At 37.0% G+C, this 16,478-nt stretch carries 10 protein-coding genes and 1 pseudogene; 4 read left to right on the top strand and 7 right to left on the bottom strand.

What is annotated here, in order from left to right:
• Nucleotide 1 precedes the first annotated feature (1 nt).
• The 3 genes and pseudogenes from BT_RS17895 to BT_RS17885 form a co-directional block, all read right to left on the bottom strand.
• Complete coding sequence (locus tag BT_RS17895) at nt 2-1,591, bottom strand: O-antigen ligase family protein (protein WP_008767151.1); 1,590 nt, start codon at nt 1,589-1,591, stop codon at nt 2-4.
• Nucleotides 1,592-1,944: 353 nt separating this feature from the next.
• On the bottom strand, nt 1,945-2,667 hold the full coding sequence (locus tag BT_RS17890) for a hypothetical protein (RefSeq protein ID WP_008767153.1): 723 nt from the start codon (nt 2,665-2,667) through the stop codon (nt 1,945-1,947).
• A 131-nt stretch (nt 2,668-2,798) separates the two neighbouring features.
• Nucleotides 2,799-4,820, bottom strand: a pseudogene (locus BT_RS17885) (transglutaminase domain-containing protein).
• A 676-nt stretch (nt 4,821-5,496) separates the two neighbouring features.
• Between BT_RS17885 and BT_RS17880 the strand changes: the two are divergent.
• Nucleotides 5,497-6,204 carry a hypothetical protein gene (locus tag BT_RS17880; protein ID WP_011108872.1) on the top strand — a complete coding sequence of 236 codons (708 nt, stop codon included), beginning with the start codon at nt 5,497-5,499 and terminating at the stop codon, nt 6,202-6,204.
• A 280-nt stretch (nt 6,205-6,484) separates the two neighbouring features.
• Here BT_RS17880 and BT_RS17875 read toward each other — a convergent pair whose 3' ends face one another.
• The gene (locus tag BT_RS17875; protein WP_011108870.1) at nt 6,485-7,297 is read right to left on the bottom strand and encodes a hypothetical protein; all 813 of its coding nucleotides are present in this window, start codon (nt 7,295-7,297) and stop codon (nt 6,485-6,487) included.
• A 617-nt stretch (nt 7,298-7,914) separates the two neighbouring features.
• Entirely contained in the window at nt 7,915-8,904 is a 990-nt protein-coding gene (locus tag BT_RS17870) for a DUF2059 domain-containing protein (protein WP_011108868.1), read from the bottom strand.
• Between the two features lie 403 nt (nt 8,905-9,307).
• Between BT_RS17870 and BT_RS17865 the strand changes: the two genes are divergently transcribed.
• The 3 genes from BT_RS17865 to BT_RS17855 all read left to right on the top strand — a co-directional run bounded on the left by BT_RS17865 (nt 9,308) and on the right by BT_RS17855 (nt 12,435).
• Nucleotides 9,308-10,012 carry a hypothetical protein gene (locus tag BT_RS17865; protein ID WP_008767163.1) on the top strand — a complete coding sequence of 235 codons (705 nt, stop codon included), beginning with the start codon at nt 9,308-9,310 and terminating at the stop codon, nt 10,010-10,012.
• A gap of 107 nt (nt 10,013-10,119) precedes the next feature.
• Nucleotides 10,120-10,800, top strand: a complete 681-nt coding sequence (locus tag BT_RS17860) for a hypothetical protein (RefSeq protein ID WP_011108867.1) — start codon at nt 10,120-10,122, stop codon at nt 10,798-10,800.
• A 21-nt stretch (nt 10,801-10,821) separates the two neighbouring features.
• Nucleotides 10,822-12,435, top strand: coding sequence for an O-antigen ligase family protein (locus tag BT_RS17855; protein ID WP_008767165.1), 1,614 nt, complete (start codon nt 10,822-10,824; stop codon nt 12,433-12,435).
• A 614-nt stretch (nt 12,436-13,049) separates the two neighbouring features.
• On the opposite strand, the gene BT_RS17850 is transcribed toward BT_RS17855, so the two are convergent.
• Both BT_RS17850 and BT_RS17845 read right to left on the bottom strand, forming a co-directional pair.
• A complete protein-coding gene (locus BT_RS17850) occupies nt 13,050-14,183 on the bottom strand; it encodes an aldose epimerase family protein (RefSeq protein ID WP_011108866.1) in 1,134 nt (377 codons plus the stop codon).
• A gap of 214 nt (nt 14,184-14,397) precedes the next feature.
• On the bottom strand, nt 14,398-16,461 hold the full coding sequence (locus BT_RS17845; protein ID WP_011108865.1) for a beta-L-arabinofuranosidase domain-containing protein: 2,064 nt from the start codon (nt 16,459-16,461) through the stop codon (nt 14,398-14,400).
• Between the last annotated feature and the right edge of the window lie 17 nt (nt 16,462-16,478).

Raw genomic sequence — 16,478 nt, 5'->3', positions numbered from 1 at the left:
TTCATTCTAGTTTTATAGACATATTCATTTTTTGTATTTCTCTTTCCATTTCTCTTTTCATCATCCTAATAGTAGTTGTCTTAATTTTCATCGGTTTGCTAATAACGGCCTCAGCCATAGCAAGCGATCGTTCTTTTTCACCATTCGTTTTGTATAAATGGAATAGTTTATAAAGAGGTAGAAAGCGCGAAGGGCACATCATAGATGCACTATTATAATATTTTTCCGCCAGTTCAGGTTTGTTAAGCTGCTGGTAATTTTCCCCAATTATTAACTCTAAATCATAATCTGCCCAATATTGACGACATTTTAAAGCCACTTCTAGACTTTCGGTATATTGCTTCATTTCTTGAAGAACAGCAGCATAATTATAGAGAAAATAGGGATTACTCACAAACATCTTTTCTAATCTCTCATAGGTTGGAAGAGTTTCATTATATGACTTACATAACGCTAGCGTAGAAGCTTTTCCCCAGTCTAATTCTGCTTGAATACGTTCGAACAATTTACTACTCCCGAAAAGAGAATATGTAAGTATGAACATACAAGCTATTTTCTTTATTAGGATATTAGAAAATAAAGGTTTGATATATTCACTAGTTATTATGAATATGCTTAAAAATGTCACAACCCAAACGAAAGGATATGCAAATGGATAAGAAAAGAACGAGAATATTCCTATTGAAGACAAAGAATAAAAGGCTATTTGCTTTTCTACACTTGGATTCTTCCTATAGCAATATATAATTATTACCATCAATAACAACAATACTAATAAACCAATAATCCCAAAATTTAAAAGAAGTCCAAGATATTCATTAAATGGTTGTTTCACATTATCTGCCAACATAGAAAAACGGCTTTGTCCGCATTGCTTAAAGAAATTTGCCTGATAATCCATATAGTGCGCTTCGAAACTACCCAACCCATGACCTATCCAAGGAGCATCTTTTACCATATTTATACCACATTGCCAAATCAGCAGTCTACCATCGGCTGAGTTTTTCTTCATCCAATAGCAACCAAACAACAATAATATCAGACTGCTACATAATAATAGATACTTCCAAATTCTTTTCTGTTTAAGCTTTTGAAACAAAAATATCGCAATTACTATTGCAACACTAATAATTCCAGCTCTTGAATATGATAGTACAATTGCTATTACAACAATAATCCCTAAAAAACATACTAGATACCGTATTTGCTTATTTTCATTTAATAATTGGAATACAACAAAAAAGGGTAAACTGACACAAAGACAAGCAGAAAATCCCGTAGGATTTTCAAAACTCCCCATTATCTTATAAAAAGTATTAAAGGTGGTTATATTAAAACATTGAGACAGACCATATATTGCTTGTAAACTAGAAACAATAACAATACTCATCCCAGCCAATCGTGTATCAAATTTTACAGATTTTCCTAATAACATTCTAATTGAACAATATATTGTTATAATTAAAACAAATAAGATCGTATATAACCATTTAGAAACAATATAGGGATCGGTTATCTGGGTAGAATACATAAAAACACTACCAATGCAAAGAAGAGCAAAGCCGATTTGAGTAATACTCACTTTTGACATATAAAAACTCATTATTACTTAGGAATAAATAAAAAGTTGATTATAAACCACAAAACATTAAGTATTTATTCCTAAGTTTTCATCTACTTATTTTAACACATAACATGTCTTCTAAGCACATCCAAGACATTTAATAGAACCACAAGAAAGGCTAAAATGCTAGGAAGATATTCTTTCAAGCCTTTTTTCTTTTTAGGAACTTTACTTACTGTATAAAGAAAAAGAAAGACCCACATTAACACATAAACACCTGAAATATACCAGTCATTTATCAAATAATTATAGTTTCTATTAATTGTCATGAGCAATACAGATAGTATAGCTAAAACTATAAAGATATTATAATACCTCATTTAGCGATCTATAGCATTTGACAAACAATCATAATAACTACGATCAGCAAGAGTTGTTGCATAGTCATAGCCAGCAGAAGCACCAATAGCACAAAGACATACACCAAGCCCCCCCGTTGCACAAGAACAAAGGAGCATAGATGATAGATAAATAGCAGAAGCATAAGCGTAGTCTTCATCATATCTACGCTTACATTCCGCTTTAGTAACACCTCCTGCACTTTCACCCGGACTTTTTAGCAATAGATGTTGCATAGTATTCTGCGAATTATCAGAGAATCTAATAAAAACATTCATTTTTTCGGACTCATCTAACAACTTAAAACTTTTATTAGCTAATAGTTCCTGTCGTGCATTCTCTACCATTAAAGCCTCTTTTTCAATGTCAACCTTACTCACAAGTTCTATCATATAATCATCATTATTTAAGTTATTCATAAGTTCATCAAATTCTTCTGGAGTCAAAGTTGAAGTATATGATTTTAACTTCTCAGCAAGTAACATACAGTTCATTCCGTAATCTAATAATTCATCAGATTCGGCTATAGAATTGACAATTGTTGCACGATTATCCATTGATTCTAGGTTAGCTCTCATTTCTAATGATGAGTTGGGATTAGCAACAAAATCGTCATTCTCCGAACTACAACTTTGTGCAACTAACGCCACAAATAGAATCAATACTGATACGCTTAAAAAAAGGCTTTTCTTTCTCGAAATCATAATTTTAAAATTTAATCATTAATAATTATTTACTTATTAAACTTGTTCATCTTTACTAAATCATATATCGCTAGCTTAATAAATGACAATTAGCAAAATAAATCAAGTTTTTATTAAAATCATATCTGAATTTACTTCCAAATTTGTTCAGCTGCTGTATACACAAATATTCGTTCCTGTATTCCTCGTGTATTGTTACATAATAAAAGTAAAGCATTCACTGGAATTTTGATATAAATCAGCGAGTCCGCTTTAGACCTTTGGTCTCCAAGAGATTTCCAATTATTCCTCCTTGCACAATAGAATAACTCATAATCATCACCCGAACGAATATAGTTATCATAACTCCGAGGCGTATAAACAATTCTTCCTATCTGCTTAGGAGTTCCAAGATCAAGACCTGACCAACCACCGGAAGGTTCGATATAATCAAAAGAAGTTGTGACATCCCCATCAAATACATTTGTATACTCATGCGAACCATCTTTTTGAAAACATCCGGGAGTACCTATAACTTTACCTTTTAAAGAAGCGGTATCATTAGGAGTATAAAAAGCCGCCTCCGCAATATTACAGTGTGAATCTTTGGGACCTATATATCTGACATAGCGATACGATTTTGAAGAATACGATTGAACAACAGTCTGTAGTCTTTTCGGTTTCTCGTTTATCAAGTACAAGACTTCTTTTTCACGAAAATCAGGATCATTGCTTCCTTCAAATGTTCCGCCTATCATACGATTCAAAAACATCTCATCTGCCCGCAAAGTATATTTTGCAAACAAAGTAACATCCTGTACACTATCCGAAGGAGTGAAAAAATGAAACTCATTGGAAACATTTATTTCAAAAGGATCGGTCCAAAAACGAAGTCGTCCTCGCTCGTAAGTGGCAACCCGCATGACGGGTCCTTTTTGTATATCCGTAAAGACAATGTTTTTACCATCGAACTCTGTCCATGCAACAGGCTCCCAATCCATCCGTTTGCTGGCACATAGATAAGCAATTCTTGAACGTGGCTTACCTTTATATAGAGCGTCCTTTGGTATGTGGAGTTCTTTCTTGAAATCTTTGGTATAAGGGAAAGTAATATCTACGATATGCGGATCTTTGAAAAGAGGAACAATAGCAGTATCCAATTTCAGCATTTCTTCCTGCATAGCACGATTCAGACTAAAGGTATTGCGATAGACCTTTATCTTGGGCATTCCACACATTGCGTCTTTTCGTACTTCACTCACACCGTTAGGAAATTCATGATAATAAAGTATGCCATACTTATCTGAAAATGCTACCCATTGATGGCTATCATTCTCATCACCGCGAATCGGCATGAAATCAATTGAACACGGAATACCCAACGCACGACAAACATAAACGACAAAGTCTGAAAGTTCCCGGCAACTACCTGCTTTCAGTTGCGCAACTTCCGGTCCCACATGAGGAAGGCTGGCAGGAACGGCAGTAGTAAATACCACTCCTCCTTTACGAATTGAATCGAGCAAACAACGGGCTGCCACAATCGGGTCTTCTTTATCAAGTACTCCGGATGCACGTAAAGAATCGAGCAAAGGATTATACTTCTGATAAATAGATTCACGCCAGCTAGTCAAGGTCTCGTCACCAATACGATAAGGAAGAAGATATTCACAAAAATCTGCAAACGAAACATGTTTCCCCCATGGTTGTTCCTGCCACACCTTAAATGACTATTCAATATTATTACATAAATAAGCAGAATCAACAGTTTCAATATCTCTATAGGATTGCAAAGAATCTAAATACAATGCCCCATACATGTGACAAACAGAGTCAGCCACTACTTGGGGAGAAATCCCCAATCCACGTGTTTCCTGTAGTAAAGTATAGTAAGTAAGATATCGGTCCAACTGCTTGCCCTTATAATAGGTGTAATAAGGCATGTTCTCTATCAAAAAACAAGCGGCCTTATATTTCAAACTATCCGCCGGATCAGTTTTATAATGAGATAAGACCTTTTCCAGTTCCACACGGTTCTCTCCTGCCTGCTGAAGAGCGGTTTCAAGGAATGAAACCATTGGAGTGCATTTTTCTTTTTCAGCACATGAAAAGAAAAAGAGACTACCAATTGCTACGAGCAAAAAGACAGATACCAACTTTGTGAATATTTTCATAATTATCAGAAAAATAGAGATAAATGATTTCGTGTTATTTTTCTGCAAATTTACAAGTTCTTTTGCCATAGAAAAAGAGGGCGTTACACTCCTACAGCATGTAGAATGTGCCACAGGAGGATTACAGCGAGGATATTTTTTTATTTTCCCTAATATTGTAACAACCGAAATACCCCAAACTTTCCTTCTCTGACCACATATTATCCTTTTTTGAATGAATATTATCCTTTAAAGTGATACCAACATTCAGCCCTTTCAGATTTGACATCCTAATAGTATAGATCAAACGCTGTACATCTTTAGTTCAATCGTAGTACATCGTCTACTCCAACGTTGTACATCTTTTACTCAACTGATGTACAAGAATCAGACAACTTAAGTACTTCTCATTATCAAGTCTTGTACTTATCAGTAAGTAGTTAAGCTTAATTTTTTATTTCGGATAATAACGACTGGACTAAACCTTAACAACGAATGTGTTACACCAATAAGCTATCATATAGCGCCTGTGAGCTTTCTAGGAGCGATTCTCCTTCATATTTTACACTAAATTGTAACATCACAAACATGACCAAATTGACACTAGACCAAATATTTTCCTTTTATTGAATGATTATTATCCCTAAAATAAGTCTATTTTTCGTTACTTTGCATACACATTTAAATAAAACAGAATATGATCACAAAAAAGAAAAAATACACTTTGTATTATGTAATGGCATTAGCCTGCGGACTGGTAGCTTCCTTTTTTATTTATAGTTGTAGCGCAGACGGATATTACTCTGAAGAAATAGAAAAAAACGAGGTAACTAATACACGTGCACTTTCATCAAAAATGATAAATAATGGAAGCACTCTTATTGATTCCATCGCCAGTTCAGATGAATTTTGGGAATTCGAAATGAGCTCCGAGCTTTTAGCTGATAAGTTTCATGAGTACACTTCTATTTTAAGTGAAGAAGAATATGACAAACTTATGGAAAATCTGAATGATGATGACTACGTGGAAGACTTCATGAGGAAAGCCAATCTAGAAAATGAACTACAGCAACTGGCAAAAGCTAAAGAAAACCTGATTAAACATACAAGATTTTTAAGATTAAGCGCAGATGAACGGACACAACTCTTTATACTATATGCAGAAAGTAACGAACTTACAAAAGTAAAACTCCTGAAAACACGCGAAGAAGGAGGAAGTACTAGTAGCTGTGAAGAACAAAAACAAGCGGCATATAAGCAGGCAAAAGCTGATTATGACAATGCTATCGCTAACTGTCAAAATGGTTCAATGCCATCTGGCTGCTTAATACAAGCAGCTGCAAAATATGATAGAGCCAAAGATATAGCAAACAAGGAATACAAAGAATGTATAGCTAATAAATGAAAATAGTTAAATATATAATCTTATATAATATAATGTGGGGGATTAGCATCACTATGTGTTACTTTCACCGCTTTATTGATGATATAAATTATTCTCTTCAAGACTTCCTTATTACTTTCTTTGAACTTCTAGCATGGATTGTGCTCATAATCGGAGCCATCGACACATTCCCTCAAAACAAATATTCGAATAAACGCGTATGGTTCTACTATGCTATTATGGGAGGATTTATATCAGCAATCCATTCTTTTATAGGACTAATAAACATACTAGAGATTACCTAATGTAACTCCTGCAAAAAGGTTTCCATGTCCTCATCTTCTATACCTAAGCTCGCACGGACACGAGACCTCATGGCACGGCAAGCACCATCGCTAATATCAAAAATAGACAAAATCTCTTTCTTAGTTTTCCTCATCCTAATAAGTACACAATATACAATATGACGTGGAGGAATTTTTATTTGCTTATCTTTTAACCAAACAAAAAAGTCAGGATCAATCGCACGGCATCCTTCTATTAATGTAAGGTTCTCACTGGCAGTTAATTGATATATAGATTGATTTTCTAAAAGTCTGCGCACAAATATGACGCCTTCCAACACAGGTGGAGGAGAAGACAGCAGTTCCTGAAGCCGTTTCTCTTGAAGAATTGTTTTTTGCCGTTCAATTTCCAATGAACGATAGAATGAGATAGACAACTTAACTATCCCTGCTATTGCCAAACTGACAATGACCAGCACAGGTAAAGTATAAGCAGATATTACAGGAGCCAATTCAACGTGAACCTCCTTAGGCATAACAACATAAATCTGATTTGCAACAATCAACAAAAAGGCAGCAATGCATTGCCAATCAGTTATCTCGGAGGGTAATCCAGATGTTCCTTTCTCACGAAGTGTCCATAGGAGTGCGCCCACAAAGAGAATCAACCACGCAAAAAGATAAAAAGATGACGAGAATGCATCAACATACATTCCTGGGAAAAACATCTGAAACAGATAAGCAGCCAACAATACAAGGCAACAGAGCAAACCACCTGCCAACCTACTCTTTATAAAGTCAGCGAATTGTATTGTTACTCTTTTATTCATCGTATCTTATTTTAAACACTGCAAAGATAAAACATTCCCATTATACAAATCCATTAACAGGCTATTTTATTTGAGCATGAATATGAATAAAACAATGATTTACCTATGTCGGAAACAACCAATATAGAAGAGCAAGAAAAATAATGTATACCAATATTCTTATCTCTTTGTATATTTTATTATGACGGAGAGGATAATCTAATATCACTAAAACAATGAACCAAATAGCTATCATTTTCGTTGGAAGCTGTTTATTCAAAGGATCACCAAAAAGTAAAAAGAAGCCTGCCAACACCAATATAATATTGATTATCAAAACAACTGCATATCTCATATTATTATACATTTAAGGAAATACAAAATAGAATACACAGAGAAGCACTGTGGCTATAATGTTCCTTATCACCCCATAAATTTTATTATGACGAAAAAGGAAGTCAAGCAGCAACGTTACAAGATACCAAGCTATTACAACTTGCGTCAAATCATATTGCCGTTCCAAAGGGTCCATGAATACTATATATATATATCAATGGACATCAACACAATGGTTATAATCCAAACCATTGTGTTTTTTATAGTTATATTCATTTTCAATGATAGATAAATCTGTCCAATCAATAATAGACTTTCTTGTTTTCTCTGGAAAGTACCAAATAATCGTCCACTTTTACATCAAAATAAGACTTAGCTTTACCGTCATCATTGGAAGGCAACTCCTCTTTATCAGTCAGCGCCTCTATTATATCGATTTCCTTCACGTTCTTTTTCAATTTGGGGAACAACAGGCTGACATATATGTATTTACGATTGCAACCTTTAATAATCATCAACTTATCCATAGGTGCGCCACCATCGTATCCTCTCACCATGTATTCATCACCGGTTTTCTTATCTACTATTTTAAATCCCGGGCTATAGTACATCCATTGCCAGTCGAAATAGATGGGTTGCAGGAACGTTACTTTAGTATCATCTTTCCTTCTTTCAATAGAATGCAATAAAGGCTTTGTACCCATGCCATGCTCATAGGTTCTATCGGCAACGATCTCTATGCTATCTTTAGGAGCTGTATAAGCCGCATCAAATAACTTTTGATCGCGTGTCTTGGCCTGTTCGGCAGCGTCATCCCTTACCAACTCTCTTGATTTCTGAAGCTTCGGCATCATTTCCTGCACCATTTCCATTGACAGCTGTTGTATCATCGGCATTGATTCAGTTGCAACGGCAGTTGCAGTCTCCCCAAGTTTTCTTCCCGCAGGAGATTCATAAAAAGCAACCACTTTTTTCAGTTCATCTAATGTCATGTGTTGCTGGTAAATAGGAGCATATACTTCCATGACTTTATCTTCAATCTTCCGTGTCCATTTTGAAGCAAAATCTTTCCAATAAGCCTCATCTTGTTGGAAAGGCCCATTTTTCATACTCGACATCAATTGAGACATTATAGCTTCAGAGGATGCCGAACTGCCGGAAAGCGTCATGATCTTTTTTAGTAAAGTTTTGTACTCGTCGGTCTGGTCTGAATTCTGAGCCGAAGCCGGTAAAATAGAAGTAAGCGATGTGGCTACGCAGATCACCATTAAGAAAAGGATTTTTTTCATCATATAATAGTTTTGTTGATGAAGTCAAGTTAACTTCATTGTGTTATACATTCTTACAAATATACTCTAATTATTATTAGAATACAAACAAATAACGGACATAATTATAAACTGCGGCAATTATTGTCTGATTTACCGGAATTTCTTTATTGCATTCCCCAAGTAATAAATAGGGTGTCTGTATTGAAATCAGACTTTTTTAGATTAAAACAATAGGACGATTGTTACAATTCAATGGATAATACCTTTTTTTTGCAATGATAATAGTTTGAATATCAATCATAAACCACAAAATCAAGTGTAACATTCCCTTTTTTCACACTTAAAAGATTCGTACCTTTGCAAAAAGAGTATGAAGTCCTAAAAAAGAACATGACATCCATTTAATTTTAAATAAATATCACTTATGAATCGATTAAGACATTTAATGTCATTATGTATTTTTATATCACTAATGGCATGCGAACAAAATGAAGACTGGGTTGTAAATGAACCGATGCAATCATTTGAAGAAAATCCAGAGTACGCTCCTCTCAATACTATTCCTGATTGGGTTAGTGAAAAAGTGACACCTAAAGAATACGAACTATGGAGAACCATGAGTTCAAGGTATGAAATAAATTATTCCTTTTTAAAAAAGGATATTTCAGAAAAAAGGAAAAAAGAAATCTATGATTGCATCAACAACATCTGTGAAAGAATAGAAAAAGGGCAGATTAATAAATATGAAGGATTCCTAAATATAGCAGATGAAGATGGCACCACCCTATCAGACTCACAATATTTTGGCAGAATAGCAACAAGATCACCAGAAGGAGGAGCTGAATATAAGACAAATGGATGTACATTGTATACACATAGCTTAGGTCCCTATATAAAAGCTGCTGTTACTTACAAAAAATCCGATGATGATGTTACAATTACGTCATCGAGTGTTTATACGGGATCACCATATTTAGGAAATGACCCGAGTTTTTCTGGTGCTTCCAGTGTTTCTTACGATAAGGATAAGAAATTAATAGCCGCATCGTGTAGCGGAACTTTATCATTCAAAGATGGATCCAGAAAGGTTGAGGTAACTGTACAAAAGACAGGATTCATGATCCCATGATCAATTTGAATATACACAAGATTAATCTTGGTACAGTTAGTACTCTTTTGTGATTTTCTATTCAGATCTTGAAAAAAGTTATAGAACAATTAAAAATAATAGTCACCATGAACAACATTCTAAATACCAATCATACGTCCATCTATAAATTATTATTCGTCCTATTTTTTGCAGGGATTTGTAATCTGCCATTTAAATGCAATGCTCAGGAATACTCCAAATTGGACGAAGTACCACAGTGGGTCAAAGAAAAAGTTAATCATGAGGAATATAAATTATGGGAAGTCATGAGTTCTGTTTTTCAAATTGACTACTCTTTTCTCAAAAAAGATATCTCTCAAGAAAGAAAAAAAGAAATACTTCACCTCTTGCAAAATACTGTGTCAAGAATCCAAAATGGTTCATACAATATCGAAAAAGGCTCTTTATTTTGTGTAGCTGATGAATTTAAAATTGACTCCTTGACAAATTGGAACACCGAAATCTTAGAATGCAGGAAAAAAAGCGGTATTATTTATTCCAGCAGGGACGGCTATGACGCGCATTATAAACTAACTGTGATTTATGGATATGACAAAATGAATAAAAAAGTATATCCGATAAAAAATGAATTAGAGTGTATTAGTTACTCTGGAATAGAGATTACATGCAACGACCTGCCAATTGTAAAATATAACGAAGTCGAAGGAAAGCTGCAAGGAACCTGCTACGGAAATCTTTTCTTCAAAGACGAAAAAGGTGCGACTCACAGTGAAGATTTCACCAAATATTTCGTCTTAGAGCCTTGAAACAGCAACTAATATAAATAAATGAAAAGCATTCCAGTTTCTTCTATTCTATATTTTCTGTTGAGTTTGGGAGTCTTATTCGTAAATGCAAACACATTTACAGATTCCCAAATTTTCCCTAAATGGATGTTTATGTTCACAGGATTAGGAGTAATTGGATGTTTTTTTTCATTTTATCTTTTCCGAGGAAAAAGGTTTATTTGCAATGCAAAATGTTGTTACTACACGGTTATTATATCTTGTTTTCTTCAAGCCGGATACGGTATATTACAATTTTTCAATATACTGTCTTCACATTCCATCACCTACAATGTTGTCGGTAGCTTTGATAATCCTGCCGGTTTTGCAGGAAGTTTATGCGCAGGGTTACCATTTACCTTCTATTTTTTACAATATTCAAACAAAAAGGTTCAATGGGCCAGTTGGTGTGCATTGTTTGTTATTGTCTTAGGAGTATTGCTATCAGAATCTCGCGCCGGGTCAATTAGTATATTTACCGTATTAGTAATTTACTTTATTCACCAAAACAAGAATAAGTTCCACTATAAAAAACATATCGGTAGCTTCTTACTCTGTCTATCCTTTCTGCTGATTAGTATATTTGTCATTTCTGTAACAGTCTATCATCTAAAAAAAGATTCGGCTGATGGTAGATTATTAATATGGCGTTGCACATGGGAAATGATAAAACATGAGCCTTTTACAGGATATGGAGTCGGAGGATTCAGCGCACACTATATGGATTATCAAGCCCAATATTTCAAGGAACATCCGGATAGTCAATTTGCAATTTTAGCAGACAATATTAAGAGTCCTTTTAATGAATACCTTTCTGTCGGAGTCCAGTTTGGTATTCTAACTTGGGTACTTTTGATAGCTGCTGGTATTTTCTTGATTCTTTGTCACAGGAAGCACCCAACCAAAGCAGGATATGTGTCTCTGCTCTCTTTACTTTCCATTGCAGTTTTTTCTTTTTTCTCTTATCCATTCACTTATCCCTTCATTTGGATTATTAGTGCATTAAGTGTTAGTACTTTAATAGGAAAAGCCTATGAAAATACCTTGTTTCAAAAAACAACAATTATAAAAAGAGGAATTGCTTTTTTCTTATTAATAGGAAGTTTATTTTTGCTTATTGAAGTGGTGAGCAGAATTAAAGCAGAACTGGAATGGGGAAAAGTAGCGCATATGTCGCTCTGTGGACGAACCAATGACATGTTACCACGATACCATAATTTACTACATACTTTTAGAAGAAATCCTTATTTCTTATATAATTACTCTGCCGAACTTTGTGTTGCCGAAAAATATAAAGAATGCTTAGCAATAACGGCTATTTGCTGTAATTATTGGTCAGATTACAATTTAGAATTAGTACAAGCAGAGGCATATATTGGCCTAAAACAATATGATGCAGCCAAACATCATTTAGAGAAAGCTACCTTAATGTGTCCTGTAAGGTTTATACCTCTTTATAGGTTACATTATGTCTACATGAAACAGGGAAAGGCAGAAAAGGCAAATAGGCTGGCTCAATTAATCATAGAAAAACCTATAAAAAAGAATTCTACAATCATTCAAAAAATTAAGGCTGAGATGAAACATCATTTATCGAGAAAAACATGTTTGTACTAAAAGCATACACAACAGTGCATTTGGAAGGCGAAAACATAAATAAGAATACGCCTTTTATGGTCGAAGAGATTGCCAAAACTTTAAAGGCAAACAAATAACGGACATAATTATAAACTGCGGCAGTTATTGTCTGATTTACCGTTTCTCTTCGTCCAAGCAACCCTATAATCGCTTAATTTTCACTTATTGTTATCAGTTTTTCGTAAGGACATCTTCATCGTTCCACCCGGGTAGAACGAACTGTCTACGTTTGTGACACGATCGGTTTACCTGGGTGCAATGATCAATTCACCCGGGTGGAACGATGAAGATGTCGGTAAGATAATATAAGAATGTAAGGGAGATATGCTAAGGACATAAGTGTCACAACATACAAATGATAGGTAAAGTAAAATCAATACAGCTGTAGTCTGTAGCAGAAAGAATGATGAGAGACAACTTAAAAAAGGATGAGAGATACACTGTTTGGGAGCATATTATGGGATAAAACGATGAGAGACACCCTGCTCCGAAGGTATCTCTCATTCATTATTCATCTAGTTATCTGATCTTTACAGAAAGACAGTGAGACCGTGAGACTAAAATATTTTTTTTATTTCTTGGGAGCGAGCAGATTATTCCTTATCTACAGAAAATTTAAAGATACACTGACTCATGTATTTTTCTCCCGGGCGAAGCACAGCCGAAGGCCATTCCGGTTTGTTCGGAGTATCCGGATACTTCTGAGTTTCAAGACATACGGAAGCACGCTGATTATATGTGATACCTTTCTTTCCTGTCAGAGAACCATCCAGAAAGTTGCCGGCATATACCTGAACACCCGGTTCGTTGGTATATACATCCAGTACGATACCCGTTTTGGGAGATTCGAGTGAAGCACATTTGCGGGAAATATCCCCTTTGGCATTCAATACCCAGTTATGGTCATAACCATTTCCATTCTTCAATTGTACAAAATCGTAATCGTTAATGCGTGCCCCTACCGGAGTCGGAGTGCGGAAATCCATCGGAGTACCTTCTACCGGAACAATCTCGCCGGTTGTCATGAATGTGCTGTCTACCGGAGTATAATAATCGGCATCCACCATCAACAAGTGGTCTGCATTGCTTGCTGCATCGCCGTCAAGGTTAAAATAAGAATGGTTGGTCATATTTACGATAGTCGGCTTATCCGTTTCTGCTTCATAGCGGATATCAATTGCATTATCGTCTGTCAGTTTCATCAGGACTTTACAGGTAATGTTACCCGGGAAACCTTCTTCGCCATCCGCAGCGACATAAGTCAGTTCCACTTCTTGCGGATTCGGTTGCACAGCGTCAAACACACGATACTGGAATCCATTGGGACCGCCATGCAGGCAATGACCGTAATTATTCTGAGGCAACTGATATTCAATGCTGTCCAATGTGAATCGACCTTGATTGATACGGTTTGCGTAACGACCGATGCTGGCACCAAAATCAGAAGGTTTGCTGATATAATCCTGAATAGAATCGAAACCTAAAACTACATCCTGCATCTTACCGTCTTTATCGGGGACCATCACAGAAACAATGCGTCCACCGAAATTCGTCACACAAACTTCCATGTTGTTCTTGTTACGAAGGGTGTACAGATCGGTTTTCTTACCACCTACTTCAGTCTGGAAGTTAGTTCTTAACAGGCCGGAGTCGGTTGGTTGCTCGGCTTTCGGGGTACAAGCAGCTACAAAAAGGGCAGAAACAGCCCATAATGCTAAATTCTTCATGGTTGATATAAGTATTATTATAAATTAGTTCAACGAACATCTTTTATTTAGATTGCAAAATTGGCGAAATTCTGATAGTTTGGAGGCAACATTCTTTCCAAATAATAGCACAAATCAGTCATTTCGCCAATGATGCAATCATAAACACTTATATCTTTCTAAATCAAAATGATTTATCTTATAACAAATTCAAGTAAACTGATTCCATCACCAGTTACTCCTTTGTATTCGGGAAAGCCGATATTCTCAACCGGGCCGCTCCCATCGGAATCAATGTAATCTCTTCTTTAGCGCCTTTCACCGCATCTTCTTCGGGCAATACACCGCAAAGTCCGGTTTCGTCAATCTGCCATTCGGGGATCATCTGGCCGGTAGCTTTCACTTCCAAAGGCACATTGGCCACCGTGAACGGGAAGTTATCAGCAGGCCAGGACTTACGAACGACTTTGAAGTTCTTCAAAGGCTCTTTCTTATCCAATACCAACGAATAGTTCCAGGGACTGTTAGCATAGATTTCAGTAGTAGGCCACTTCTTCGGGTCAGCACCTTTCTGCCATTTGGAGTCACCGATAGCCGTTTCACGACTGTCTTTTTCTATATATTTCTCGTCAATCTTCAGAGATAAAGTCAACGGACCATAATCCACACTTACACTGTTCTTATTGACTTGCCACGTACGCATGGACAAAGACATCGGAAGAGTCATTTCTACTTTATCACCATCCGCCCATTCGCGTTCGATACAAAGGTATTTACCGGATACAGGTTTCACACTGATCTTCTTTCCGTTGACACGCACTTCGGCTCCTTCAGTCCATGAAGGAATGCGGAGGTAGAACGGGAAATCGACCTTTTCATCGGTAGAAACGGTGAATTTGATGCCTTCTTCAAAAGGATAGTTAGTCTCTTCGTGAAGGACGATTTCTTTTCCATTACCCACTTTGATCTTTGCTTTGCAAGCAGCATAGATGGCAGCAGCAATACCGTTGTCGGGAGTTGCCAATATCAGATGTTCCGAAAAATAAGGCCAGCCTTGTGCATGGTTATGCTGACAGCAACGGCTGCTGAATGGATTCATGGAAAGGAACGGACCACGGTTGTCAATACCCGGATGATGGTTCTTTGAGTCACTGACAGTATGATTCGGACAAGTGATGTAGCGCAAAGCCTTGAAGTCCGGCATCACAGCGGCAGGATAAGAGTTGAAAGCTACTTCTTCGCAATGCTCAGCCCACATCGGATCACCTGTCATACAGAGCATGATCTCATCGGAAGCCATCTGTTCCACCAGTCCGCAGGTTTCCACTCCCTGACGAGGATCGATATATCCCAGACGGGCATTCTCGTCGGCACTGAACATACCGCCCGGAACCTGGCCAAAAGTGCGACGGATCAAATGATGTACATTATAAGAGGCTTTGAGCATGGCGGAATCTCCGGTCTGCATATAATAAGTGGCAGGTTCGCGGAAACACTGGGCGATGTTCACATTGTGCCAGTTGGGCAGGGAGGTTGATTTTGTCCAGTCGGCTGTATTGCGGTGAATCTTCTTGGCAAGGTCCAGCAGGAAGGCATCTCCGGTATGGTTATAAAGCCAATAGATACTGATGATGTTGTCACCGCCACGGCTGTTTTCCCAATAGTCTTCCAGAAGTTTATCGTCGGGAACAGTCATCTGCCATTTGAAGTAGTTCGTCATCAGGTCAATAACCCGTTGGTCCTGAGAATATTCATAATAAGATTGCAGACACCAGAGCATAATCATCTGTGCCCACAATTCACGCTTGCCGTTCCGTTCGTTGACAGGACCGAAGTATCCATCGGGCTGGCAACTGGCAAATACACCTTCAATCCATGTTTTTGTTTCTGCAATCATCTTCGGGTCATTCAGGATATAGGCAAGGTTGCCATAACCTTTCAGCCAGTAAGGTACTTCTTCCCAGCCATGATCACCACCGGTTGTCAGCCAGGCGTTATTATCTTTCTCCAGCCAGGCACTGATTTCTCCCAGATGTCCGGTCAGCCCGTCACGTTGCAGTTCGAGGTACTTCTTTACCCAGCCTTCCGGCTGGATGCTGCCGACAGGCAGCTTAATAAAGTTCAACGGACGGAGCGGGGCCCGATAGCTCACATAATTCACATTCGTCGATTCTGTGTCGGGGCGGTCCATCACCCTTACAGACTCACTGGCAGTGCGTGTAGTAAAAGCTGCTGTCAGTAACCCGACAGTCAGCAGCGTACCCGCAACACCTATTTTAAAAGATCGTTTCTGTTTCATTTTGAATATTTTTTTGG

The sequence above is a fragment of the Bacteroides thetaiotaomicron VPI-5482 genome (assembly GCF_000011065.1).
GTDB classification, from domain to species: Bacteria; Bacteroidota; Bacteroidia; order Bacteroidales; family Bacteroidaceae; genus Bacteroides; species Bacteroides thetaiotaomicron.
Note: the sequence above shows the minus strand (reverse complement) of the source record. Positions and strands in the feature narration are given on the sequence as shown.